Annotated in this window: 18 protein-coding genes and 2 tRNA genes; 16 read left to right on the top strand and 4 right to left on the bottom strand. The window is 70.9% G+C overall.

The window, feature by feature from the left end:
* The first annotated feature begins 47 nt into the window (after nucleotides 1-47).
* Nucleotides 48-120 (top strand) — tRNA-Ala (locus tag ABZ845_RS17095).
* Nucleotides 121-197: 77 nt separating this feature from the next.
* Here the strand turns inward: ABZ845_RS17095 and ABZ845_RS17100 are convergent.
* On the bottom strand, nucleotides 198-1,094 hold the full coding sequence (locus ABZ845_RS17100) for a helix-turn-helix transcriptional regulator (RefSeq protein ID WP_360979642.1): 897 nt from the start codon (nucleotides 1,092-1,094) through the stop codon (nucleotides 198-200).
* Between the two features lie 212 nt (nucleotides 1,095-1,306).
* Here ABZ845_RS17100 and ABZ845_RS17105 point away from each other — a divergent pair, with 212 nt between their 5' ends.
* The 4 genes from ABZ845_RS17105 (at nucleotide 1,307) to ABZ845_RS17120 (ending at nucleotide 3,391) form a co-directional block, all read left to right on the top strand.
* Nucleotides 1,307-2,683 carry an MFS transporter gene (locus ABZ845_RS17105; protein ID WP_360979896.1) on the top strand — a complete coding sequence of 459 codons (1,377 nt, stop codon included), beginning with the start codon at nucleotides 1,307-1,309 and terminating at the stop codon, nucleotides 2,681-2,683.
* Between the two features lie 69 nt (nucleotides 2,684-2,752).
* On the top strand, nucleotides 2,753-2,926 hold the full coding sequence (locus ABZ845_RS17110; protein WP_360979645.1) for a hypothetical protein: 174 nt from the start codon (nucleotides 2,753-2,755) through the stop codon (nucleotides 2,924-2,926).
* 3 nt (nucleotides 2,927-2,929) lie between these two features.
* A complete protein-coding gene (locus ABZ845_RS17115) occupies nucleotides 2,930-3,163 on the top strand; it encodes a hypothetical protein (protein ID WP_016643127.1) in 234 nt (77 codons plus the stop codon).
* A 155-nt stretch (nucleotides 3,164-3,318) separates the two neighbouring features.
* A tRNA-Ala gene (locus ABZ845_RS17120) sits at nucleotides 3,319-3,391 on the top strand.
* Between the two features lie 122 nt (nucleotides 3,392-3,513).
* Here the strand turns inward: ABZ845_RS17120 and ABZ845_RS17125 are convergent.
* Complete coding sequence (locus ABZ845_RS17125; RefSeq protein ID WP_360979649.1) at nucleotides 3,514-5,127, bottom strand: NADH-ubiquinone oxidoreductase-F iron-sulfur binding region domain-containing protein; 1,614 nt, start codon at nucleotides 5,125-5,127, stop codon at nucleotides 3,514-3,516.
* Nucleotides 5,127-6,506 carry a cytochrome b/b6 domain-containing protein gene (locus tag ABZ845_RS17130; protein WP_360979652.1) on the bottom strand — a complete coding sequence of 460 codons (1,380 nt, stop codon included), beginning with the start codon at nucleotides 6,504-6,506 and terminating at the stop codon, nucleotides 5,127-5,129. Before ABZ845_RS17130 ends, ABZ845_RS17125 begins: the two co-directional genes overlap by 1 nt.
* Before the next feature lie 489 nt (nucleotides 6,507-6,995).
* Here ABZ845_RS17130 and leuS point away from each other — a divergent pair, with 489 nt between their 5' ends.
* The 8 genes from leuS (at nucleotide 6,996) to holA (ending at nucleotide 17,988) form a co-directional block, all read left to right on the top strand.
* Entirely contained in the window at nucleotides 6,996-9,875 is a 2,880-nt protein-coding gene (gene leuS / locus ABZ845_RS17135) for a leucine--tRNA ligase (RefSeq protein ID WP_360979655.1), read from the top strand.
* Between the two features lie 206 nt (nucleotides 9,876-10,081).
* On the top strand, nucleotides 10,082-10,825 hold the full coding sequence (locus tag ABZ845_RS17140; protein ID WP_360979658.1) for a hypothetical protein: 744 nt from the start codon (nucleotides 10,082-10,084) through the stop codon (nucleotides 10,823-10,825).
* 72 nt (nucleotides 10,826-10,897) lie between these two features.
* Complete coding sequence (locus ABZ845_RS17145; protein ID WP_360979661.1) at nucleotides 10,898-11,743, top strand: DegV family protein; 846 nt, start codon at nucleotides 10,898-10,900, stop codon at nucleotides 11,741-11,743.
* A gap of 178 nt (nucleotides 11,744-11,921) precedes the next feature.
* A complete protein-coding gene (locus ABZ845_RS17150) occupies nucleotides 11,922-13,166 on the top strand; it encodes a ComEA family DNA-binding protein (RefSeq protein ID WP_360979664.1) in 1,245 nt (414 codons plus the stop codon).
* Nucleotides 13,167-13,339: 173 nt separating this feature from the next.
* Entirely contained in the window at nucleotides 13,340-15,802 is a 2,463-nt protein-coding gene (locus tag ABZ845_RS17155) for a ComEC/Rec2 family competence protein (protein WP_360979667.1), read from the top strand.
* A gap of 4 nt (nucleotides 15,803-15,806) precedes the next feature.
* A complete protein-coding gene (locus ABZ845_RS17160; RefSeq protein WP_360979670.1) occupies nucleotides 15,807-16,646 on the top strand; it encodes an arylamine N-acetyltransferase in 840 nt (279 codons plus the stop codon).
* Between the two features lie 36 nt (nucleotides 16,647-16,682).
* Nucleotides 16,683-16,928 (top strand): hypothetical protein, encoded by a 246-nt coding sequence (locus ABZ845_RS17165; protein WP_360979673.1) that lies wholly within the window; start codon nucleotides 16,683-16,685, stop codon nucleotides 16,926-16,928.
* 70 nt (nucleotides 16,929-16,998) lie between these two features.
* Complete coding sequence (holA, locus tag ABZ845_RS17170) at nucleotides 16,999-17,988, top strand: DNA polymerase III subunit delta (RefSeq protein WP_360979676.1); 990 nt, start codon at nucleotides 16,999-17,001, stop codon at nucleotides 17,986-17,988.
* A 206-nt stretch (nucleotides 17,989-18,194) separates the two neighbouring features.
* Here the strand turns inward: holA and rpsT are convergent, their stop codons facing one another.
* Nucleotides 18,195-18,461 carry a 30S ribosomal protein S20 gene (rpsT, locus tag ABZ845_RS17175; RefSeq protein WP_055515178.1) on the bottom strand — a complete coding sequence of 89 codons (267 nt, stop codon included), beginning with the start codon at nucleotides 18,459-18,461 and terminating at the stop codon, nucleotides 18,195-18,197.
* 235 nt (nucleotides 18,462-18,696) lie between these two features.
* On the opposite strand from rpsT, the gene lepA reads away from it, so the two are divergent.
* From lepA to ABZ845_RS17190, 3 genes are all read left to right on the top strand, one after another.
* Nucleotides 18,697-20,565, top strand: a complete 1,869-nt coding sequence (gene lepA, locus ABZ845_RS17180; protein WP_360979681.1) for a translation elongation factor 4 — start codon at nucleotides 18,697-18,699, stop codon at nucleotides 20,563-20,565.
* A gap of 459 nt (nucleotides 20,566-21,024) precedes the next feature.
* Nucleotides 21,025-22,905 carry an AMP-dependent synthetase/ligase gene (locus ABZ845_RS17185; RefSeq protein ID WP_360979684.1) on the top strand — a complete coding sequence of 627 codons (1,881 nt, stop codon included), beginning with the start codon at nucleotides 21,025-21,027 and terminating at the stop codon, nucleotides 22,903-22,905.
* 304 nt (nucleotides 22,906-23,209) lie between these two features.
* Entirely contained in the window at nucleotides 23,210-25,243 is a 2,034-nt protein-coding gene (locus ABZ845_RS17190) for a SpoIIE family protein phosphatase (protein ID WP_360979687.1), read from the top strand.
* Nucleotides 25,244-25,252 lie beyond the last annotated feature (9 nt).

Below are 25,252 nucleotides of genomic sequence, written 5' to 3' on the forward strand. Positions count from 1 at the left end.
CGCCGAGCGGGGCGAAACACCATGTGGCTCCGGTCACATGGACGCGAGGGGCTATAGCTCAGTTGGTAGAGCGCCTGCATGGCATGCAGGAGGTCAGGAGTTCAATTCTCCTTAGCTCCACAGATCGACACACTCTTGAGTTGTCAAAGATCGGTGATGAGAGTCCCGTCCCGTCAAGGGGCGGGATTTTCTGCGTTCTACGCGCGGATGATGTCCTCGGCCGCCTCGTCCGACGACGGCCCCAACCGCTGCCTACGCTCCCTCAGCAGCGCCACCTTCTCCCGCGCCTCCTCACCCTCCGGCGTGTACACCACGATCCGGCACTCCGGCATTCCGTCGATCGACAGTGACAGCGTGGTCATGCGCAGCTCGTCCCCTGTCTGGTGGCGGAACGTCTTCACCCGGGGCCCTGGCGGAGTCACCTCGCCGCTCGCCCACAGCTCGGCGAACCGCTCACTGGCCGCCGACAGCCCACGTATGAAGTCCTCCCAGGCAGGCTCGCCCACATGTCTGCCGTACCAGGACCGCAGCGTCGCCACCATCGCAGGCAGCTCCCGTTCCCGGTGGACAAGGGTGAGCGGGCTCACCGCGTCCGACATGACGAACAGAGTCCACAGCACGTTGCTCATGCCGATCTCGAGCGTCTTCGGCACCGCCAGCAGGTCGCGGAAGGGGGCGTTGGTGGCCAGGACGTCGTACCGCGAGTTGTAGACCGCCGCCGGATGCGGATCGAGGGCGTCGAGGACGGTCTGGACCTCGGGTCCGACCGCCCGCACGTCCTGCGCCGGGCTGGGGTCGAAGGGCACTTCCGCCAGTCGGTACAGATGCTCGCGCTCGGGCGGGTCCAGCCGCAGGGTGCGTGCCACGGCGTCCAGGACCTGAGACGAGGCGTTGATGGGCCGTCCTTGTTCCAGCCAGGTGTACCAGGTGATCCCCACACCGGCGAGCTGCGCCACCTCCTCCCGCCGCAGGCCCGGCGTTCTGCGCCGGGGCCCCGGCGGCATGCCCACGTCGGCGGGTGTCACTCGCGCCCGCCTGCCGCGCAGGAATGCGGCGAGCTCCGGCCTGCGGCGCTGCGTCGTGGTCGTCCTCATCGTCGTCACCGTCCCCCGTGTCCATCGTCCCTGTCGCTGCGGGCCGCTGCCAGGTGCTGTCAGTACCAGCACCCGCGGGCTCTCGTTACCCGTATCCACTCGTCGCCAAGCTCGAAGGCATGACGACGACAACCGCTCAGAGTCCCGGAACCGGGCCGGGAATCCGTTCTCAGACCAGTAAAGACCCCGCCACTGACAATCGCCCCGGCCGACTGCTCGCGGTGGTCCTCACCGCCCAGTTCATGGCCCTGCTCGACGTCTTCATCGTCAACGTCGCCGTACCCACGATCGGTTCCCAGCTGCACGCGAGCGGCGCCGCGCTGCAACTCGTGGTCGCGGGGTACACCATCACCTACGCCGTCCTGCTGATCACCGGCGCCCGCCTCGGCGACCTGCTCGGGCATCGCCGCGTCCATCTGGTCGGGCTCGCCCTCTTCACGGCCGCCTCGCTGGCCTGCGGACTGGCCCAGAGCGCGGGCGAGTTGATCGCCTTCCGGCTGGTGCAGGGTGCCGGGTCGGCCGTGATGATCCCGCAGGTGCTGAGCCTGATCCAGCGTCATTTCACCGGCGAGGCAAGGGTGAAGGCGCTCGGCGTCTACTCCGCCGTTCTCGCCACCGGTGCCGCCGCAGGGCAGGTGCTGGGCGGCGTCCTAGTCAGCGCCGACCTGTTCGGCACCGGCTGGCGCCCGGTGTTCCTCGTGAACGTGCCCGTCGGCCTCGTCCTGCTGCTCGTCGGCCACCGGGTCCTGCCGAGGGACGACGCGCGGGCACGGGAGCGGGCGTACGGCCTCGATCTGCCCGGACTGCTGCTGCTCGGCTCCGCCGTCTCGCTGCTGACCGTCCCGCTCGTACTCGGCCAGGAGGAGGACTGGCCGCTGTGGGCGTGGCTCAGCCTCGCCGCCGCCGTAGTGATCTTCGTCGTCTTCTGCGCGTACGAGTCCCGGCTGTCCCGGCGCGGCGGGACGCCGCTGATCGCGCCCAGGGTGCTGCGCCACCCCGGCATCGGTCTGGCGGCCGTCCGGCTGCTGGCTGTGATGGCGGTCAACGCGGGGTACATGTTCACCCTCACCCTGCACATCCAGGGCGGCCTCGGCTACAGCGCTCTGCGGGCGGGACTCACCTTCGCGCCCACCGCCGCGGTGTTCGGCCTGGTCGGTCTGACCTGGCGGCGCCTGCCCGCCTCCTGGCAACGGCTGCTGATCCCCTCCGGGTTCCTGCTCACGGCGCTCGGCGTGGCCTGCGTGGGCTGGGCACTGCACGGCGGCGGCGACGGCGGACCGTGGCTGTACCTGGCCTTCGCCGGTGTCGGCGCGGGGCTCGCGCTCGGCTTCGGCCCCACGCTCACCGGTGCCCTCGCCACGGTGCGGCCCGAGGACGCCGCGGACGCCAGCGGACTGCTCGCGACCGTCACGCAGCTGGGCCAGCTGACCGGTGTCGCGGCGTTCGGCACACTCTTTCTGAACCGGCTTGAGTCACCAGGGGCCCCGGGGGCGTATACCTCTTCGGACGCGCTCCTCGCGTGCGTGTACGCGCTGGCCGCGACATCCATGCTGGGCGCCGTGTCCGGACTGGTACGAAGGCGTCGCTGACCGTATCGGCCCGGCCGTGGCAGAATCAAACGGCCGGAAGGGGGCGCGGCCCGACGGGAGGGAGTAGCGATGCCTGCGAGCATCCGCGGGGAGGTCCAGGGCCTCCTCGAAGTGGCGGTGAGACGTCAGAAGGCCACCCTCCTCGACTGCCCTTCCTGCGGTTCGTCCCATGTCGCCCAGGTCCTCGGTGACAATGGCGGCATCTCCTACGTGTGCACGGCCTGCGGCCACAGCTGGAGCTGATCGATGGGTGCACACAGGCGGAAGTGCGACTGGTGCGGCAGCGGCACGCCCATCGTCCGGGACATGGAACCCGTCAATCCCGACTACCAGTACTGGTGCGAGGAATGCGCGCGGGCACTGATCATAAAAGGCGACCCGATCGAGACGTACCGGGAACTGGAGGGGGAGCCGATCTACGGCCGCCTCCTGGATGAGCACTGCACGCTCAAACGCTTCTACTCGTTCGCCACGGCGTGAACCGGGCCGGCCCGCTCAGGACAAGCGGCGTCGGCCCAGGTCCGGGCGGGACGGAAACGATTTGGTGTTTCACCCGGTGGACCGTGTAATGTTGGCGTCGCCGCCGGGGAAACCGGGCGACACGGTGAAAACGCGGTTCGGCCGCGTGGCCACGAGGGGCTATAGCTCAGTTGGTAGAGCGCCTGCATGGCATGCAGGAGGTCAGGAGTTCAATTCTCCTTAGCTCCACAAGATTTGAAAGCGGTCCATCCCATGGGGTGGACCGCTTTCGTCGTATGCGCGAACGGCGTGCACGTGCCAGGAAGAACAGACGGGCCACCCCCGCCGGGGGTGGCCCGTGACACGTGTCGTCAGCGGCCGAGAGCGCGCCGGCCCCGCCCCTGCGACAGCACGGGCAGGTTGCGCGACGGCGCGGCGGACCGGGTGTCCTCCTCGATGCGCAGCGCGAGCGCCGGGCAGCGGCGCACCGCCCGCAGAGCCTTCGCCTCCGCGTACGGCGGCACCGACGCCTGCGCGACGGTCGGGAACCCGTCGGCGCCCAGTTCGAACACCTCCGGCAGGATGTCCGCGCACAGGCCGTGGCCGCGGCACAGAGTCCAGTCCACGAAGATCTTCTGGCGGCTGGCACCCTCCTCGGGCTCGGTCTGTCCGCCCCCGAGGATGGCCGTGAGCTCCCTGCCCCCCTCGAAGAGCGGCAGCACGCCCTCCACGGGCCTGCCGCAGCCGTTGCCGAGGACATGGGCCGCCAGGTCGTCGGTGAAGGCCTTGATGGTCGATTCCAGGAACATCGCGGAGCCGTCCGGGTGCGAGCACGCACCGCGCTTCTTCACGGCCTTGGCGACCTGCTTGAGGGCCTCCAGAGCGGCGGGACCGCCTCCGTTGAGGATGTCCTCCATGCCGCGTGCCGCGGCGGGCAGACCGAGATAGCAGGGGCCGCACTGGCCCGCGCTCTCCTCCGCCAGCCACTTGGCCACCTGGAGGGACTCGCCCAGCGGACAGGTCTCCTGGCTGATGGGCAGGATCGCGCCGGCGCCCAGCGAGCCGCCGACGGCGTCCAGGGAGTTGCGCGAGACGATCGCTTCGTCGATGGTCGCCGCGTCGATCCACTTGCCGTGGTAGCCGCCGGTCAGCACGCCCTGCGGAACCGGCGGGGCACCGGCCAGCTGGAGCACGTACCGCAGCGGCACGCCTGTGGGGACCTCGATCACCATGGGGCGGTTGACCGCGCCCGAGACGGTCAGCATCACGGTGCCGGGCTCGTCGTACAGACCGGTGTTGCAGTAGCGCTCGGCGCCGATGCGTGCGGCGATGGCCAGCTGGGCGAACGTCTCCGCGTTCGACAGCAGCGTGGGCGCGCCGCCCACACCGCTCTGCGAAGCACTGGTCTTGCGTCCCGGGGGGATGGCGGGACCGCCGTCGATGGAACGGACGAGCGACGCGGCGGCGCCGGTGACCATCCGCACCGGATTGCGCTGCACGCGCGCGCGGATGGGCGCCCCGCGCCGGTCGCTGAGGCCGCGCTCGGCCAGAGCCTGCTCTATCGACCGCTCGGTGGAGGCCCGGGTCACGCCGACCACGAGCGTCCGCGCGCCGAGGGCCTCGGCGACCAGCAGGGCGCCGTCCAGGATGAGGTGCGGGGCACGGTTGATCAGCACCGTGTCCTTACGGCAGGCCGGTTCGTCCTCGCTGCCGTTGACGACGACCACCGGCCGGATCCCGCGGCGGATCGCCGACTCGGCGACCGAACGCAGCTTCTTGTGGAAGGGGAAGCCGGCACCGCCGCGTCCCTTCAGGGAGATCTGCTCGGCCAGTTGAGCGAGCTGTTCGCCGCCCATCGGCTCCAGCGGGCCGTGCACCTTGAGGTGCATGGGCAGGTCGAGTCGCTCGACAAGGTCAAAGCCCGACGTGAGCTGCGGAAGTCCGACCACGCGGACTTCTGGGACGTCGGGCAGGGCCTCGTTCACTAAAAGCCTCCGGAAGGCGCGTTCCAGGATTCGCCGGCTCCCGGCGTGTCGTAGGCGCCGGGCAGCGTTTCAGTCGCGGGACCGCTGTTGTACGTGTTGGTGGAGTTGTACGCGCCGTAGGGGGCGTTCGTCTCACCTGTGTCGTACATGTCACTCCCCCCGTACTCGTTGTATCCGGTGTATCCCGAATTGGTGTAAGGCGGGATGTTGTATCCGGTGTCCTGGAGCGGGTCATACGCCGACGGGGGTGCCTCGCCGACGGGCGGAGGGGACGGGACGGGCCAGTTGCCCGGGCCGCCGCCCTGTGCGTCGCCCCTCGGCATCGCCCCTGTGTACCGGGCGTCCAGTGGGTCCATGCGCTGGGTCGCGTCGGGCGTCGCTTGCCCCTGCGTGCCTGTGGTGGTCCCCACGGCCCGGTAGGCCGCCGCGAAGCCGCCCGTGGTCTCCGGGGTCATGGTGCGGGCCGCGGGAGCCTCGTAGGCCGAGGACGAGGGCTGTGGCGGGATGAACCCTCCGCCCGTGGCGGACCACCTCCCGCCGGCCGCGTACCCGCCGGCGGTCGCGAATCCCTCGGCGGTGGCGCCGAGGCCGGCGGCCTGGCGCGCTCCCAGGCCTCCAAGGCCCCCGAGACCCGCCGCGGCCTCCGCGTTGCGGGCGCGGCTGGCGTCCAGCTCGTCGCGCCCGGTCCGTTCGGTGGTCCCGATGATCGCGAAGACCTTGTCGGCCACCTTGCGCTTGAACGGGCGCGGAGCCGCGCGCAGGACCAGGGCGGCCATTACCCCGAGCAGGCAGAGCTCGTACGACACCATGAAGAACGGTTTCGCCGCCCGTCCGGCGTACAGGCCGTGGATCAGTGCGGCGCACCAGGACGGGTAGGCCAGCATGTGCATCGCCCGCCAGCGCGCCGCGACCGGGGCCGGGGAGGCGAAGTTGCTGCGCAGCGCGCCGGTGACGCCTACGAAGATCATGAGCAGGCCGGCCAGGGAGCCGAGCCCGATGAGTCCGGCCGAGCCGGTCACGCCGAGGCTGAAGGGGATCAGCGCGGCGATCAGAACGGTGTGGTCGAGGGCCAGCTTGACCGTGATGTGCACCAGGAGGAACGCGATCGAGGCGACCGCGGTCGTCCGGTGCACGGCCTGCGCCACGATCCGCTGGCGGATGTTGAGGAAGATCCGGTCCTGGGCGATCAGCCCCCAGATCACCGAGCAGCTGAGGGAGACGAGTGAGAGGACACCCGCTCCGAAGTTGAGGAAGTCCCGTACCGCGTTGCCGCCGGCGAGCACGAGGACGGGTATCAGCAGCAGTACCGCAGCCGACGCCACGCCGTATGCCGAGCGGCCCGGCTTGGGTAGCGAGCTGTTACTACGTGGTGAGTTCATGGGGGCAACTCCGAACAGTTTCGGGAAGGCGGTCCCGCTGCCGCACTCTAAGGGGCTCCAAACCGAGCGGTACGAGGTTTGAGTTATTGCGTTGTTATCAAAGGGCAACGGGGTGGTTGTGATGTCCGATTAGCTGCTGTTACGCGAAGTAACATTTGAACGCTGTTCAGCTTTTCGCAGTCTTCACAACTGGACCGTCAACGTCTGAGTACGTTCGCGCCGCGCGTTGGGTTCAGACTTCCGCCCGGTTCACTCTGCCTCACTCAGAGTGCGGCATCGTAAGCCCGTCGCGGCACGCTCGGGCCCTGCGGTACCCTGGTGCCATGCGTGCCGTACGCCTTCTGCTTAGCGGGCCGCGCTGATCAGTCCCGACCCCCGGGTGCACCGGGTGGTCGGCATCGGCGCGGCGTCCCCTCCTGCGTGAGGGGATTTTTCATTTCCTGAGGGTCACAACCGCCGGCAGAGACGATCGATGGAGCTTTGAGGATCATGAGCGAGACGAACCCCGCCTCCGCCGCGGCAGCGGCTGAGGCCGCGCCGCACCGCTACACGGCCGCCATGGCGGCCGAGATCGAGGCACGCTGGCAGGACTTCTGGGACGCCGAGGGCACCTACTCCGCACCGAACCCGAGCGGCGACCTGGCGGGCGACCCGGAGTTGGTCGCCAAGCCCAAGAAGTTCATCATGGACATGTTCCCGTACCCCTCGGGTGCGGGCCTGCACGTCGGTCACCCCCTGGGGTACATCGCCACCGACGTCTTCGCCCGCTTCCAGCGCATGACCGGTCACAACGTCCTGCACACCCTGGGCTTCGACGCCTTCGGCCTGCCGGCCGAGCAGTACGCCGTGCAGACCGGCACGCATCCGCGCGTGTCCACCGAGGCCAACATGGAGAACATGAAGGCCCAGCTGCGCCGGCTGGGCCTGGGCCACGACAAGCGCCGGTCGTTCGCCACGATCGACCCGGACTATTACAAGTGGACCCAGTGGATCTTCCTGCAGATCTTCAACTCCTGGTACGACGACGAGGCGCGCAAGGCCCGCCCGATCTCCGAGCTGATCGCGCAGTTCGAGTCCGGTGAGCGTGCGGTCCCGGACACCACGCGCGCGTGGAACGAGCTGAGCGCCGCCGAGCGCGCCGAGGTCCTGGGCGAGTTCCGCCTGGCCTACGCCTCCGACGCGCCCGTCAACTGGTGCCCCGGCCTGGGCACCGTCCTGGCGAACGAAGAGGTCACCGCCGACGGCCGTTCCGAGCGCGGCAACTACCCGGTCTTCAAGGCCAAGCTGCGCCAGTGGAACATGCGCATCACCGCCTACGCCGACCGGCTGCTGGACGACCTGGAGGGCCTGGACTGGCCCGAGGCCATCAAGCTGCAGCAGCGCAACTGGATCGGCCGCTCCGAGGGCGCCCGCGTCGACTTCCCGATCGACGGCGAGTCGGTCACCATCTTCACCACGCGCCCGGACACCCTGTTCGGAGCCACCTACATGGTGCTGGCGCCCGAGCACCCGCTGGTCGACAAGTTCACACCCGGGGCCTGGCCCGAGGGCACCCATGAGGTATGGACCGGCGGCCATGCCACCCCGGCCGAGGCGGTCGCCGCCTACCGCGCACAGGCCGCCTCGAAGTCCGACGTCGAACGACAGGCCGAGGCCAAGGACAAGACCGGCGTCTTCACGGGCGCGTTCGCTGTGAACCCCGTCAACGGCAAGAACGTCCCCGTCTTCATCGCCGACTACGTCCTGATGGGCTACGGCACCGGCGCGATCATGGCCGTCCCGGGGCACGACAGCAGGGACTTCGCCTTCGCGCGCGCCTTCGAACTGCCGGTCCACTGTGTGGTCGAACCCACCGACGGCCGCGGCACCGACACGGCCACCTGGGACGACGCCTTCGTCTCGTACGACGCGAAGATCGTCAACTCCACCGGTGACACGGTGTCCCTGGACGGCCTGAACGTCGTCGACGCGAAGGCGCGCATCACCGAGTGGCTGGCGCGCAAGGGCATCGGCGAGGGCACGGTCAACTTCCGTCTGCGTGACTGGCTGTTCAGCCGCCAGCGCTACTGGGGCGAGCCCTTCCCGATCGTCTACGACGAGGACGGTGTCGCCCACGCGCTGCCCGAGTCGATGCTGCCGCTGGAGCTGCCGGAGGTCGAGGACTACTCGCCACGCACCTTCGACCCGGACGACGCCGACACCGAGCCCGAGACCCCGCTGTCCCGCAACGCGGAGTGGGTCAACGTCACCCTGGACCTGGGCGACGGGCCGAAGAAGTACCGCCGTGAGACCAACACGATGCCCAACTGGGCCGGTTCGTGCTGGTACGAGCTGCGCTACCTGGACCCGCACAACGACGCGAAGCTGGTCGACCCGGACATCGAGCGCTACTGGATGGGCCCGCGCGAAGGCATGCCGCACGGCGGCGTCGACCTGTACGTCGGCGGCGCCGAGCACGCCGTGCTGCACCTGCTGTACGCGCGCTTCTGGTCCAAGGTCCTGTACGACCTGGGGTTCGTCTCCTCCGCGGAGCCGTTCCACAAGCTGTTCAACCAGGGCATGATCCAGGCGTACGTCTACCGCGACAGCCGCGGCATCGCGGTACCGGCGGCCGAGGTGGAGGAACGCGACGGCGCGTACTACTACCAGGGCGAGAAGGTCAGCCGCCTGCTGGGCAAGATGGGCAAGTCCCTGAAGAACGCGGTCACTCCGGACGAGATCTGCGCCGAGTACGGGGCGGACACCCTGCGCCTGTACGAGATGGCGATGGGACCGCTGGACGTGTCGCGGCCGTGGGACACGCGCGCGGTGGTGGGCCAGTTCCGGCTGCTGCAGCGGCTGTGGCGCAACGTCGTGGACGAGACGACCGGTGAGATCACGGTGGTCGACGCCCAGCCCGACGAGGACACGCTGCGTGCCCTGCACAAGGCGACCGACGGAGTGCGCCAGGATCTGGAAGGCCTGCGGTTCAACACCGCCATCGCCAAGATCACCGAGCTGAACAACCACCTGACCAAGGCGGGCGGCAGCGTGCCGCGCCCGGTCGCCGAGGCACTGGTGCTGCTGATCGCGCCGCTGGCCCCGCACATCTCGGAGGAGCTGTGGCGCCGGCTGGGCCACACCGGCTCGGTCGTCCACCAGGACCTGCCGGCCGCCGACCCGGCCTACGTGGTGGACGAGACCGTGACCTGCGTCGTCCAGATCAAGGGCAAGGTCAAGGCGCGTCTGGAGGTCTCCCCCTCGATCTCCGACGAGGAGCTGGAGAAGACGGCGCTGGAGGACGAGAAGGTGGTCGCGGCACTGGACGGCGCCGGGATCCGCAAGGTGATCGTGCGCGCGCCGAAGCTGGTCAACATCGTCACGGCGTGATCGGTCCGCATCGCCGCGGTGTGACCGCCGCGGCGCAGTTGCCAGGGCCTGACCGTCAGGACGCGGTGTGCGCCGCCCGCTGGGCGATGTCGGGGTAGTTCCCTACGGGCAGGTTCGGGGTTCTTCCGGAACCCTGGGCCTGCCCTTTGCGTTTACCGTGGAGGGGAGGCGCAGCAGCCGATGTCGCCGGGCCGAGGAGGAGCGTCGTGGAAGCCCTGTTGACCGTCATCGCGCTCCTGTTCGTGCTGTGTGTCGCGCTCGGGGCGTATGCGGTGGTGAAGGCGGTCGGCGCGGCCAAGCGCGGCGTGGACCGCACGATCGCCCAGGCCCGCCGCACGGTGGAGGACACGGGCCTGCGTGCCAAGTCCCTCGCCCAGCCGGGCCCGGCGGGCGAGATCGCAGGCCTGCGGCTGACACTGCGCACGTCGATGCGCGCCACGCTGGACGCCCTGCACGCCGGTGTCGCCGAGGACGAGTCGCTGAAGGAGTCACTCGGCCTGTTCCACCGCCTCAGTGCCCATGGACGCGAACTGGACGCCGAGCTCAAGCGCCTGGAGACGGAGCCGGACCGTGCGACGCTGGCCCGCCGCCTGCCCGGGCTGCGCGAGCGCACCGATCGGATCACGAGCTCGGCGGACGCACTGCGCTGGGCGGCGCACGACCGGGCGCGCCGCTTCGCGGACGACGACCTGGACTCGCTGAGCGCGCAGATCGACGTGGAGGCGGGCGCATTGCGCCACTGGACCAGGGACCGGCCGGAGCCGTCCGTGCCGCCCTGGCCGCAGGCGTCGGCCCCGGAGTCCGAGTCCGAGGCCACAGACGGCGGGATCCGGCCGGATGCGCCCGGGGCCCGTACGAAGCATGAGCCGGACCGGCCCGCCCTCGGGCCCCGGGGACAGCGGCCCTCGTACCTGTGGCAGAAGGAGCCGCGACCCGAGAACGCCCCATGATCCGGCCAAGATGAACCCAGGTAGGAAGGGCCGGGCTGCCGCCCGTGCCGAGTGACGGGTAACCTCCAGCCCATGTCCCGCCATGTCGCTATCGTCACCGATTCAACGGCCTACCTGCCGCCGCGGACGATGGAGCGCCACGGCATCACCGCGGTGCCGCTGACCGTGGTCCTGGGCGACCAGGCCCTCGAGGAGGGCTCCGAGATCTCGGCCCGCTCCCTGGCACAGGCCCTGCAGAAGCGACGGCCCGTCACCACGTCCCGGCCCAGTCCCGAACTCTTCGCCGAGACCTACCGCAGGGTCGCCGAGGCGGGCGCGACCGACATCGTCTCGCTCCATCTGTCCTCCGAACTCTCCGGCACGTACGACGCCGCGGTGCTGGCCGGACGCGAGGCCCCCGTGCCGGTACGTGTCGTCGACACCGGCATGATCGCGATGGCACTCGGCTTCTGCGCACTGGCCGCGGCTCAGGCCGCGGAGGCGGGCGGGACGGCCGACGAGGCCGTCGCGGCGGCGGAGAAGCGGGCCGCGGGCACCTCCGCGTACTTCTACGTCGACACCCTCGACTATCTGCGGCGGGGCGGCCGGATCGGCACCGCCCAGGCGTTGCTCGGCTCAGCGCTCGCGGTGAAGCCCCTGCTCCAGCTCGCCGACGGCCGCATCGAGTTGCTGGAGAAGGTGCGGACGGCGTCCAAGGCGATCGCCCGGCTCGAGGAGATCGCGGCCGAGCGCGCGGGCAGCGCGCGGGTCGACATAGCGGTCCACCATCTCGCCGCCCCCGAACGGGCGTCGGCGCTCGCGGACCGCCTGCGGGAACGGGTGCCCGGGCTGGCCGACCTGCATGTGAGCGAGGTCGGTGCGGTGATCGGGGCGCATACGGGGCCGGGGCTGCTGGGGGCGGTGGTGTCGCCGCGGTGAGGTGCGTGGCGCGGGGCGGCGTGGTGCTGTGCGGCGGGGCGTTGTGCGGGGTGGTGCTGTGCGGGGTGGTGCTGTGCGGCGGCGAGTGAGGGTGACGGAGTTATCCACAACCGGGAAGTAATCCCCGGGAATTGAACAAGATCATCGCGAGTGGGGTGAACTGCCCCATTCTCGGCGCATGGCACTTCGATCACGTCCCCGCACAGTGCATCCCACAAGCGGTCCGGGCCGGGGCCCGGGCTCCGACAGCCGCACGCGCGACCGCCCGCGGCGCTCAGGGGAGCACACCCGACGGCACCGACGGAGCACTGCGGCCCCCACGCTGCGGCTGCGCGCCGAGAACCTCTTCGCGGAAGCGGCCGAGGTGCGGCGCGAGTTGGGGAGTGTGCCGCCGGGAGAGAGCTCGGGCACGGTCCGGCCGCCGGCGGGTACTACGACGGGCACCGGGTCGGGCGGCCCGCACGCACCGGCCCCCGTGGCCCCGCACCCGCCGCCCCCGGTAGCAGCCCCGCACCCCTCGGCCCCGGTGGAAGCATTCCGGGCAAACCAGTCCTCAGCGGCTGCCCCCGCCCACCCGCCGCGAGACGCCGATGTCCTCGTAGCCCCCGTGCCCCGGGCGACGAGCGGTACCGCGACGAGTGGTATCTGGCGGGAGCGGATCGGGCCGGCCGTGCGTGGGCGGCTGCCGCTGTGGCTGCAGTCGCGGTGCGGGCTGGAACGCAGGAGCGTGGCCGCGTTGAGTGTGCTGCTCGTGATGGCGGTCGTCCTGGCCGTGCAGCACTTCTGGACCGGCCGGACGCAGCCGGTGCGGCCACCCGAGGCGATGCGGGCGTCCGCGCCCTACGCGGCGGCGGGCGCGCGGCATGCCGACCGGCCCAGGGAGCCCGGGGTTTCGAGCGAACCGGAGCCGACGGGGACCGGAGGCATCGGCGCGAAGGACGGCACCGGCGGGACGGACAGGAATGGTGAGACGAACGGTGCGACGGTCGTCGTGGACGTCGGTGGCAAGGTACGCGAGCCAGGGCTGCAAAGGCTCCCGGCCGGATCCCGTGTCGCGGACGCGCTGCTGGCGGCGGGCGGGGTCCGCCCGGGCACGAACACCGACGCCCTCAACCGCGCCCGCCTCCTGGTGGACGGCGAGCAGATCGTGGTGGGCGGTCCGGCACCGGCACCGGGCGTGGCGCCCGCGGGAGGCATCACCGGCGGATCCGCGGCCGGAGCGGCACCCACCACCCCGGTCTCCCTCAGTACGGCGACCGTGGACCAGCTGGACGCGCTGCCCGGGGTCGGCCCGGTCCTGGCCCAGCACATCGTCGACTACCGCGCGCAGCACGGCGGGTTCCGCTCGGTCGATGAACTGCGCGAGGTCAACGGCATCGGCGAGCGCCGATTCGCCGACCTGCGGAAGCTGGTGCGGCCATGAGCCCGGGCGGCCCCGAGTGCACGAGCGTGCGGGGCGGGGCGAGGGGACGGCTCAGGAATCCGCGTGCCCCTGCCCCTGCCCCTGCCCCTGCCGGCCCGGATACGCATGCCACCGCGCCTAGCGGGCCGGGGGACCCGCATCCCCGGCAGGAGGGCCCCGCGGATCTACGGCTGGTGGCGCCCGCACTGGCCGCCTGGGGCGCGGCAGCCTGGGCTCTGGACGCTCCGGCCGAGTGGGTCACCGGTGCGGTGGCCGGTTGCCTGGTGGCGGCCGGTGCGCTCCTCGCGGTGCGCCCGGTGGGGGCGCGGGCGGCCCCTGGACACCGGCCATGGGGCTCGTGGTCCACGGTGTCCGTAGCCGCGGTGCTGCTCTGCCTCGCCGCCGCGGCGGCCTCCGCGGGGCTCCAGGGCGCGGACCTGCGACGGGGACCGGTCCCGGCGCTCGCACGGGAGCACGCCGGGGTGATCGCGGAGGTCCAGATCACCTCGGATCCGCGGCTCACCCGCCCAAGGATCACGGGAGATCACGCGACGCCGACCGCCGTGCTGTTCGAGGGCGAGGTCCGGCGCCTGCTCAGGGCGGACGGGAGTGAGGAGGCGACCAGAGCCCCGGTGCTGGTGCTGGTCGATGCGAGCCGTCACCCGATGACCGGCGCCCCCGGAGACAACGGGGCGCGGCCCGACCGGCTCGACCAGTCCGACCGGCCCGGCTGGACGGCCCTGCTGCCCTCCACGCGGGTGCGGGTGACCGCACGCCTGGCACCCCCGCTGACCGGTGGCGATCACGTCGCCGCGGTGCTGCGGGTACGGGGCGCGGGCCCGCCGGACGTGGTGGGCGAGCCGTCTCGGGCGCAGCGCTGGGCGGGGCGGTTGCGTGCCGCGCTGCGGGAGGCGACCGAGGGGCTGGACCCGGACGCGAGGGCCCTGCTGCCGGGACTGGTCGTCGGGGACACCTCGCGGGTCACTGCCGAGCTGGACGACGCCTTCAAACAGACCGATCTCGCGCATCTGCTGGCGGTCAGCGGGGGCAACTTCACTCTTCTGCTGGCCGTGTTCGCCGGACCTGCCGGTCTGGCGCGGCGCGCGGAGCGCCGGGGGCTGGCACCGAGGCTCGGCATCTCGCTGCGGGGGACGGCGCTGCTCGGTGGAGCGCTCACGCTCGGGTTCGTGGTCGTGTGCCGCCCCGATCCCAGTGTGCTGCGCGCCGCGGTCTGTGGAGCCGTCGCACTGCTGGCCCTGGCGACCGGGCGCCGCAGATCCCTCATCCCGGCGCTGGCCACGGCGGTCCTGCTGCTGGTGTCGTACGACCCCTGGCTCGCGCGGAGCTACGGCTTCCTGCTGTCCGTGCTGGCCACGGCCGCCCTGCTCACCGTCGCCCCGCGGTGGAGCGAGGCGCTGCGACGGCGCCGGGTGCCCGGGCGACTGGCCGAGGCGCTGGCCGCCGCGGCCGCGGCCCAGGCGCTGTGTGCGCCGGTGGTCGCGGTGCTGTCGGCGCGGGTGAGCCTGGTCGCCGTCCCGTGCAACCTGCTCGCCGAGTTCGCCGTGGCACCGGCCACCGTGCTGGGGTTCGCCGCGCTGGCGGCGGCGCCCGTGGCCATACCGGTCGCCACGGGCCTGGCTTGGTGCGCGAGTTGGCCTGCCGAGTGGATCGCCGGTGTCGCGCGTACGGGGGCGTCGCTGCCGGGGAGCGGTGTGGACTGGCCGGGTACGTGGACGGGGGCGCTGCTGCTGGCGGCGGCGACCGCTGCCGTGGTTTTGCTCGGCCGCCGCCTGCTGAGGAGCCCCTGGTCGGCCGGTGGCTGCGTCCTGCTCCTGCTGCTGGTGGTGGTGCGGCCGCCGCCGCTGCTCCGGGTGATCACGGGGTGGCCGCCGCCGGGCTGGCGGTTCGCGATGTGCGATGTGGGACAGGGGGACGCGACCGTGCTCGCGGCGGGCGAGGGCACGGCGGTGGTCGTGGACGCGGGTCCCGATCCGGTGCTGGTCGACCGGTGCCTGACTCGGCTAGGCGTCTCCCGCATCCCGCTCCTCGTGCTGACCCACTTCCACGCCGATCATGTGGCGGGGCTCCCGGGAGTGCTCAGCGGGCGTGAGGTGGGGGCGATCGAGACGACCGGGTTCCAGGAGCCGCCGGAGCAGGCCGCCTTTGTGCGCGTCCAGGCTGCGGCCCGGCACATTCCGGTGACGCGAGCCGTGGCCGGGGAGAGCCGCCGTACCGGAGCGCTCGACTGGCGGGTGCTGTGGCCGCTGCCGGACCCGGTTCCGTCCCCGGACGGCCCGAACGATGCGAGCGTGGCCCTGTCCGTGCGGTCGGCGGGCCTGACCCTGCTCCTGCTCGGCGATCTCGAACCCCCGGCTCAGGAGGCGCTGTTGAGAACGCCGGCCGGTGCCGCGCTGGGCCCCGTGGACGTCCTGAAAGTCGCCCACCACGGCTCGGCCTACCAGGATCCGGACCTGCTGCGGAAGGTGGTGCCGAGACTCGCGCTCATCTCTTGCGGGAGGGGCAATCCGTATGGCCACCCGGCTGCCACCACGGTCGCGGCCCTGCGCGCGGAGGGTGCGCTCGTGCTGCGTACGGACGAGGACGGGGCGATCGCCGTGGTCGGTGCGGGCGAGGGGCTTGGCGTGGCGAGAGACTGAGGTCATGAATTCCGCACAGGTTGACGCCTACCTCCGCAGGATCGGCGCGGAGCATCCCGCCTGGCCCACCGTCGATGTGCTGCGCGAGCTGCATCTGCGGCATCTGCAGGCCGTGCCGTTCGAGAACCTCTCGATCCACCTCGGTGAGGAGATCGTGCTGGAGGAGAAGCCGCTGCTCGACAAGATCGTGAGGAGGCGCAGGGGCGGCTTCTGCTACGAACTCAACGGGGCGTTCGCACTGTTGCTCAAGGCGCTCGGCTTCGACGTCACCCTGCTGGCCGCGCGCGTGTACGGGAAGGAGGGGCGGCTCGGGGTGCCGTACGACCATCTCGCACTGCTGGTGCGGACGGTGGACGGAGGCGACTGGCTGACGGATGTCGGGTTCGGCGCGCACAGCCACTTTCCGCTGGCGCTGGGGGAGCGGGGCGAGCAGCGGGATCCGGCCGGTGTCTTCCGCGTGGTCGAGGCCGGGGCGGACGCCGCCGGGGTGCACGGCGGCGGCGGGTCGGCCGAGGTCGAGGACCTGGACGTGCTGATGGAGGGCAAGCCGCAGTACCGGCTGGAGCTGCGGCCGAGGGTGCTCGGTGACTTCAGGATCGGGGCCTGGTGGAACAGCACATCGCCGGTCTCCCACTTCGTGCGGTCCCTGGTGTGCTCCCGGGTCACCGAGGGCGGGGGACGGGTCACGCTCAGCGGCAGCCGGCTCACGGTGACGCCCCGCGGCGGGGAGAAGGAGGTGTCGGAGCTGGCGGACGACAAGGAGGTGCTGGAGGCCTACCGGGAGAGGTTCGGCATCGAGCTGGACCGGGTGCCCGCGGTCCGCGGCGGCGGTGCGGAAGTCTGAGCGCGGGGCGTGTCGCGCGTATCGGACAATGACGTCGTGAACGATGTGAGACATGTGCTGGTACTGCCCGACCGCGGAGCCGCGGAAGAGGCGGCGGAGGCACTGGGGGAGCGGTTCGAGCTCGATGAGGAACCGCGGATCGTGAGGGACGCGCTGGCCGGGGAGGACGACGCGGAGGACGCGCAGTGGCTGGTGGTGCTGCGGGACGAGGAGGAGCTTCTCGACGCGCGGGAGCTGGACTCGTTCGCGGAGGAGTGGGACGGCTGGCGGGAGGAGCCGTGATCCGGCGGGGCGGCCGTGGGGGTCCCACGGCACGGCCTCGTTGTCAGTGCAGCGTGGGATGCTTTGCGTGATGGCCAAGAATTCCACGAACGACGACATCCTCGCTCCCGTCACCCTTGCCGTGGGCCAGGAGGACCTCCTGCTCGACCGCGCCGTGCAGGAGGTGGTGGCCGCCGCCCGGGCCGCCGACGCCGACACGGACGTACGGGACCTGACCTCGGATCAGCTGCAGCCGGGCACGCTCGCGGAGCTGACCAGTCCGTCGCTCTTCGCCGAGCGCAAGGTCGTGGTCGTGCGCAACGCTCAGGACCTGTCGGCGGACACCGTCAAGGAACTGAAGGGGTACTTCGCCTCACCCGCGGAGGAGATCACCCTCGTGCTGCTGCACGCGGGCGGCGCCAAGGGCAAGGGGCTGCTCGATGCCGCGCGCAAGGCGGGGGCGCGGGAGGTGGCCTGCCCGAAGATGACCAAGCCGGCGGACCGGCTGGCTTTCGTGCGCGCGGAGTTCCGGACTCGGGGCCGTTCGGCGACGCCCGAGGCGTGCCAGGCGCTGGTCGACGCGATCGGCAGCGATCTGCGAGAGCTGGCCTCGGCGGTGTCGCAGCTCATCGCGGACGTCGAGAAGACGATCGACGAGGCGGTCGTCGGGCGGTATTACACCGGGCGGGCCGAGGCGTCGAGCTTCACGGTGGCGGACCGCGCGGTCGAAGGACGCGCGGCGGAGGCACTGGAGGCGCTGCGCTGGTCCCTGGCGACGGGCGTGGCCCCGGTGCTGATCACGAGCGCGCTCGCACAGGGCGTACGGGCGATCGGCAAGCTGTCCTCGGCCCGCGGCGGACGCCCGGCGGACCTGGCCAGGGAGCTGGGCATGCCGCCGTGGAAGATCGACCGGGTGCGCCAGCAGATGCGGGGCTGGACCCCGGAAGGTGTGGCCGTGGCCCTGCGAGCGGTGGCCGAGGCCGACGCGGGCGTGAAGGGCGGTGGGGACGACCCCGGGTACGCCCTGGAAAAGGCGGTGGTGACCATCGCCCGAGCGGCACGTTCGAGAGGCCGGGGCTGAGGGTCGCCCCGTGGGTGGCGCTGAGCTCCGGCAGACACACCGAAGGCCCCGTCGCCCGTCCTGGGGAAGGACAGGCACCGGGGCCTTCGGTTCAAGCTCTTGGGTCCGTGCCCGCGTGGCGAACGCAGGCCGCGCACGGACCCGGGTGCCGGGTGGGAGCGGATGAGAGAGGGCCCGCTCGGTTCCTCCCGGCGTCAAATCAAGTGTCAGCCCTTGAGGGACGCGACCTTCGAAGCAAGCGCCGACTTCTTGTTGGCGGCCTGGTTCTTGTGGATGACGCCCTTCGAGACGGCCTTGTCGAGCTGACGCGCGGCGGCGCGCTGGTACTCGGTGGCCTTCTCGGCGTCACCCGCGGCAGCGGCCTCGCGAGCCTTGCGGATCGCGGTCTTGAGCGAGGACTTGACGGCCTTGTTGCGAAGGCGCGCCTTCTCGTTCGTCTTGTTCCGCTTGATCTGGGACTTGATGTTCGCCACGAATGAGCCTTTACAGGTTCAGGCACGCAGGACGACGGGACGTCCCACGCGCCGGTGATTTCTTGAAGACGTACCTCGCGCCGAGAGGGCATGAAGCACAGCCACCCAGGCTACCAGTCACTCTGGGGCCCGCCCAAACCCGTCGCAGCCTCCCGCCCGTGGGACCATGGAGGCTACGTATAGATCCGACCCGAGACCGCAGACAGTGCGGACGCCTCAAGAATCAGGACCCTGCGTGCCCGCGATCCCTAGCCATGTGCCCGAACCGAGCCGTACCGACCCGGCTCTGATCCGCAATTTCTGCATCATCGCGCACATCGACCACGGCAAGTCCACGCTCGCCGACCGCATGCTTCAGCTGACCGGCGTCGTCGAGCAGCGACAGATGCGCGCTCAGTACCTCGACCGCATGGACATCGAGCGCGAGCGCGGCATCACGATCAAGTCTCAGGCGGTGCGTCTGCCGTGGGCTCCCACCCATGATCCGGGCAACACGCACATCCTCAATATGATCGACACCCCGGGGCACGTCGACTTCACGTACGAGGTCTCGCGGTCGCTCGCCGCCTGCGAGGGGACGGTCCTCCTCGTGGACGCCGCCCAGGGCATCGAGGCCCAGACCCTCGCGAACCTCTACCTCGCGATGGAGAACGACCTCACGATCATCCCCGTGCTCAACAAGATCGACCTGCCGGCCGCGCAGCCCGAGAAGTTCGCCGAGGAGCTGGCCAACCTCGTCGGGTGCGAGCCCGGCGACGTCCTCAGGGTCTCCGCCAAGACGGGCCTGGGCGTCGAGGCGCTGCTCGACAAGGTCGTGGAGCAGTTCCCGGCGCCGGTCGGCGTCGCGGACGCACCCGCCCGCGCGATGATCTTCGACTCCGTGTACGACTCCTACCGGGGCGTGGTCACGTACGTCCGTGTCGTGGACGGCCAGCTCAACAAGCGCGAGCGCATCAAGATGATGTCCACCGGCGCCACCCATGAGTTGCTGGAGATCGGCGTCAGTTCGCCCGAGATGCTCCCGGCCGACGGGCTCGGCGTCGGCGAGGTGGGCTACCTCATCACCGGCGTGAAGGACGTCCGTCAGTCCAAGGTCGGTGACACGATCACCAGCCAGGTCAAGGGCGCCACCGAGGCCCTCGGCGGTTACAAGGACCCGAAGCCGATGGTGTTCTCGGGCCTCTACCCGCTCGACGGCTCCGACTACCCCGACCTGCGCGAGGCCCTCGACAAGCTCCAGCTCAACGACGCCGCGCTCGTATACGAGCCGGAGACGTCCGCCGCCCTCGGCTTCGGCTTCCGTGTCGGCTTCCTCGGCCTGCTCCACCTGGACGTGGTCCGCGAGCGGCTGGAGCGCGAGTTCGGGCTCGACCTGATCGCCACCGCCCCCAACGTGGTCTATCGCGTGATCATGGAGGACGGCGAGGAGTGCACGGTCACCAACCCGAGCGAGTTCCCCGAGGGCAAGCTCGCCGAGGTGTACGAGCCGGTGGTGCGGGCCACCATCCTCGCGCCCACCGAGTTCATCGGCGCGATCATGGAGCTGTGCCAGACCCGTCGCGGCACCCTGCTCGGCATGGACTATCTGTCCGAGGACCGGGTCGAGATCCGTTACACCCTGCCCCTCGCGGAGATCGTCTTCGACTTCTTCGACCAGCTGAAGTCCAAGACCCGCGGCTACGCCTCGCTCGACTACGAGCCCACCGGCGAGCAGAGCAGCTCCCTGGTCAAGGTGGACATCCTGCTCCACGGCGACAAGGTGGACGCGTTCTCCGCGATCACCCACAAGGACCAGGCGTACGCGTACGGCGTCCGGCTCGTCGCCAAGCTGAAGGAACTCATCCCGCGGCAGAGCTTCGAGGTGCCGGTGCAGGCCGCCGTCGGCTCCCGTGTGATCGCCCGCGAGACCATCCGCGCCATCCGCAAGGACGTCCTCGCCAAGTGCTACGGCGGTGACATCTCCCGTAAGCGGAAGCTGCTGGAGAAGCAGAAGGAAGGCAAGAAGCGGATGAAGATGGTGGGTTCCGTGGAGGTTCCCCAGGAAGCGTTCATCGCGGTGCTGTCCAGTGATGACAGTGCGGGGTCGGCCAAGGGCAAGAAGTAACCGCCGTTGCGCGGATCGCCCAGGAAAACCGGGCGGAACGGGGGCTCGTCGTGCGAAAGCGCGACGGGCCCCCGTGCGCAAGGCGGTCGCTTTGTGTGAGAAGTGACAGGCCATGGCCCCTTACGTACCGGCCGGTCGGGCTCTACTCTGATCCCGGCTCTGTGGTTACTCGTGAGTTAAACAAACGCTCGCGGGTGCCACCAGTTGCATTGGTCCTGCAGTCGGCCGTAGGCAGTCGGCAGTCAGTGGTCAACAGCCGGCGGGCAGGCAGTCGGCCGGCAGTCAGCCGGTCGGCAGCACCGAGCCGTCGCAGGAAGCGCAACCGGAGCCACACGAGTCAGGCACCGCAAGAAGCACCGTAAGAACCACCGCAGAATCACCGCACAGCCATCGCAAGAGCCACCGCATTGAGCCAGCAGCCATGAGCCAGCCGCACCGTCGCGGGCCACGGAGGATGTCGTGAGCGACACACAGACCTTGATCGAGAACCGTCCGCCGTCCGTTGCGGCCCTCTTTCTGGAGCGCGTGGCGGCCACGCCGGACGGCGAGGCCTATCGGTACCCCGTGCCTCCCGCCTCCGGTCAGGGCCCCGACGAGTGGAAGTCGCTGAGCTGGGGCCAGGCCGCTACGAGGGTCTTCGCCATCGCGGCCGGGCTGATCGAGCTCGGAATCCGGCCGGAGCAGCGGGTGGCGCTCTCCTCCTCGACGCGGGTCGAATGGATCCTCGCCGACCTCGGCATCATGTGCGCCGGTGCGGCCAACACGACGATCTACCCGCAGACGAACGCCGACGAGTCGGCCTTCATCCTCTCCGACTCCGAGAGCCGGGTACTCATCGCGGAGAACGCCGCGCAACTGGCCAAGGCGCGGGAGAAGCGCGCCGAGCTGCCCGAGCTGGCCCATGTCGTGGTGATCGACCCCGAAGGCGCGGAGACCGGCGACGACGGCTGGGTGCTGACCCTCGCCGAACTGGAGGCCCGCGGCGCCGCCTACCTGGAGAAGCACTCCGGTGCCGTGAAGGAACGCGTCGCGGCGCTCACCAAGGACCAGCTCGCCACCCTCATCTACACCTCCGGCACCACCGGCCGCCCCAAGGGAGTGCGCCTGCCGCACGACAACTGGGCGTACATGGCGAAGGCGATCGCCGCCACCGGGATGGTCGGCAGCGACGACGTGCAGTACCTGTGGCTGCCGCTCGCGCACGTCTTCGGCAAGGTGCTCACCTCCGGCCAGATCGAGGTGGGTCACGTCACCGCCGTGGACGGCCGCGTCGACAAGATCATCGAGAACCTTCCGGTCGTCCAGCCGACGTACATGGCGTCCGTGCCGCGCATCTTCGAGAAGGTCTACAACGGGGTCGCGGCCAAGGCCCGGGCCGGCGGTGGGGCCAAGTACAAGATCTTCCAGTGGGCGGCCGAGGTCGCACGCGAGTACGCGAAGGTCTCGCAGGACAACTTCCGCCGCACCGGCACCGCCGCCGTGCCCTTCGGCCTCGCCGCCAAGCACAAGGTGGCGGACGCGCTCGTCTACGCCAAGATCCGTGAGGCGTTCGGCGGCAACCTGCGCGCCTGTGTCTCCGGCTCCGCCGCCCTCGCCCCCGAGATCGGATACTTCTTCGCGGGTGCCGGCATCCACATCCTGGAGGGCTACGGCCTCACCGAGTCCTCCGCGGCCTCCTTCGTGAACCCGGGCGAGGCGTACCGCACGGGCACGGTCGGCAAGCCGCTGCCCGGCACCGAGGTGCGCATCGCGGACGACGGCGAGATCCTGCTGCGCGGCCCCGGCATCATGGAGGGCTACCACGGGCTGCCGGACAAGACCGCCGAGGTGCTGGAGGCGGACGGCTGGTTCCACACCGGTGACATCGGCGAGCTGTCGCCCGACGGGTACCTGCGCATCACCGACCGCAAGAAGGACCTCATCAAGACCTCCGGCGGCAAGTACGTCTCGCCCGCCGAGGTCGAGGGCCAGTTCAAGGCGATCTGCCCGTACGTCTCCAACATCCTCGTGCACGGCGCCGACCGGAACTTCTGCAGCGCGCTCATCGCGCTGGACGAGGTGTCCATCCTGGAGTGGGCGCAGGAGAACGGTCTCGGCGGCAAGCCGTACGCAGATGTCGTCGCCGCTCCCGCCACGGTCGAGCTGATCGAGGGCTATGTGAAGAAGCTCAACGAGGGCCTCCAGCGCTGGCAGACCATCAAGAAGTTCCGGCTGCTCCCGCGCGACCTGGATGTGGAGCACGGGGAGATCACGCCGAGCCTGAAGCTGAAGCGGCCGGTCGTCGAGCGGGCGTACAAGCACCTGATCGACGAGATGTACGAAGGTGCGCTCGAAGCCTGAGATGCCGGGCAAGCCTGCGAGGCGGGCAAAGGCAGGTAAAGACAAGTAAGGGCGAGTGAAAATCGCGACCGGAGCCGCGGGGCCTTGCGAGGCGTCCCGCGGCTTTCCGGTGTCCGGGCGGTCATCGAACCCGGCGGCCATTGGACCGGGTCCGGTCGAAACCGTCCGTCTTCGAACACTTCCGTAGCACTGTTCCCGCCCATGACCGCCCACTTCGGTAACTCGGCGCTTATAGGCGTGCCCGGTCTGTCACTCTGTCGGCAACGCGAGAGGTGCATCCGTCCGAGCTGTCCGGGAGCTGTCCATGGGGGCCATTCCTACGCAACGGGAGACCGGCTCCCCTGCCCCCGACCCGTCCGGGCGGGACGGCACCGGCCTGACGCCGCCCGGGGACGCCGGTCTGCGCACCGCGGTCCGCACGACGCTGCCCTCGGGCCCGCTCGCGGCCGGCGCCGCCCGCCGGTTCGTGCAGGCGGCGCTCACCGAGTGGGCCCGGATGGCCGAGCCCGACACCTTCACGGAGCGCCTGGCCGACGACGCCCTGGTGGTCGTCAGCGAACTCGTCACCAACGCCGTCGTGCACGCGGGCACCGACATCGAGCTGGCCTGCCGCCTCAAGGACGCGGAGGACGATCCGCCCGGACTCGTCGTGGAGGTCTGCGACCACCACCCCTCCCGCGCGGTGCGCGACGACGGCGCCGAGCACCCCGAACGCCCCTACGGCTATGGCATGCCCGAGTACGGGCGCGGACTGCGGCTCGTCTCCTCGCTCGTCACCACCTGGGGGATCACCTACCGCACCGGCACCAAGACCGTCTGGGCGCGGCTGCCGCTCGACGGTGCCTTCGACGACACCCCCCGCCACGCCACCCGCCACGATGCCCGTCACGATGCCTTCCACGACGGCTTCGACGGCGAGGGCGGACTGCTCGACGGCGAGGACGGAGTGGAGGCGTCGGGCGCCGCCGACGGCGTCGTGGGGGCCGGTCCGGGCGCGGCCGCACAGGCGGCCCGCGGACCACGCGACCAGGACTGGCGGGGCCGCGGCGCCCTCTCCTTCCTCGCCGAGGCCTCCGACCTGCTCGCCGGACAGCTGGACGAGGACCTGGTGGCCGCCCTCACCGGACAGCTCCTCGTGCCGCGCCTCGCCGACTGGTGCGCGGTCTGGCTGGAGGACGAGGCGAGCGGCTGGCGCGGCCCCGAGGCGGCGTTCGCCCCCGGACCCAGGCTCGCCCGGGTCTGGCACGGCAGCGAGAACCGCATCGAGGAACTGCGCCGAGCACTGGAGAAGGACCCGCCCCGGCTGCCCGAGTCGGTGCGTTCCAGGCCCGTGCCCCTGCCCTGGCCCGGCGAGGCCCTGGGGCCCAGGGGCGCGACCGGCACGGCGCTCGCGTACCGGCTCATCGCCGGGGGCCGGCCGCTGGGCACGCTGGTCATCGGGCGCGCCGGGCTGCAGTGCTTCCCCGATGAGGTCACCGGACTCGTCGAGGACCTCAGCCGCCGGGTGGCGCTGGCCATCGGGGCGGCCCGGCAGTACGGGCGCCAGGCCACCATCAGCCGTGTGCTCCAGAGGGGGCTGCTGCCCGGCGCGGTCGCCGAGATCCCGGGGGTGAGCAGCGCACTTGTGTACGAGCCCTGCGACAAGGGCGGTCCGAGCGGCGACTTCTACGACATCTTCCCGGCCGGCCCCGGGCGCTGGTGCTTCGCGCTGGGCGACGTGCAGGGCAAGGGGCCGGAGGCGGCGGTCGTGATCGGACTGGCCCGGCCCTGGCTGCGGCTGCTTGCCCGTGAGGGCTACGCGGTCCCCGAGGTACTGGACCGCCTCAACCAGCTCCTGCTGGACGACGCCACGGAAGCCTCGGACGCGGCGGCGCGGGCGCTGGTCTCGGCGGGCGCGCCGGTGCCGGTCGCCGACGAAGGCCCGCAGGCCCGCTTCCTCTCCCTCCTCTACGGAGAACTGGTCCCCTTCGAGGGCGGAGCCCGCTGCACGCTCGCTTCCGCCGGGCATCCGCTGCCGCTGTTACTGGGCCCGGACGGGGGCGTACGCGCCGTCGTCCGGTCGCAGACGCTCCTCGGGGTCATCGAGGACGTGGCCTACACCAGTGAGACGTTCGACCTCCACCTCGGCGACACGCTGCTGTGCGTCACGGACGGCGTGACCGAGCGGCGCTGCGGCTCGCGCCAGTTCGACGACGGCGACGGGCTCGCGGTGGCCCTTTCCGACTGCGCCGGGCTGAACGCGCAGCTGATCGCGGAGCGGATCAGGGGACTGGTGCACGGCTTCGGGGCGAAGCCGCCGGAGGACGACCTGGCGCTGCTGGTGCTCCAGGCGGAGTGAGCTAGGCGA

The sequence above is a fragment of the Streptomyces sp. NPDC047022 genome (assembly GCF_040644155.1).
In the GTDB taxonomy this organism is placed as follows: domain Bacteria; phylum Actinomycetota; class Actinomycetes; order Streptomycetales; family Streptomycetaceae; genus Streptomyces.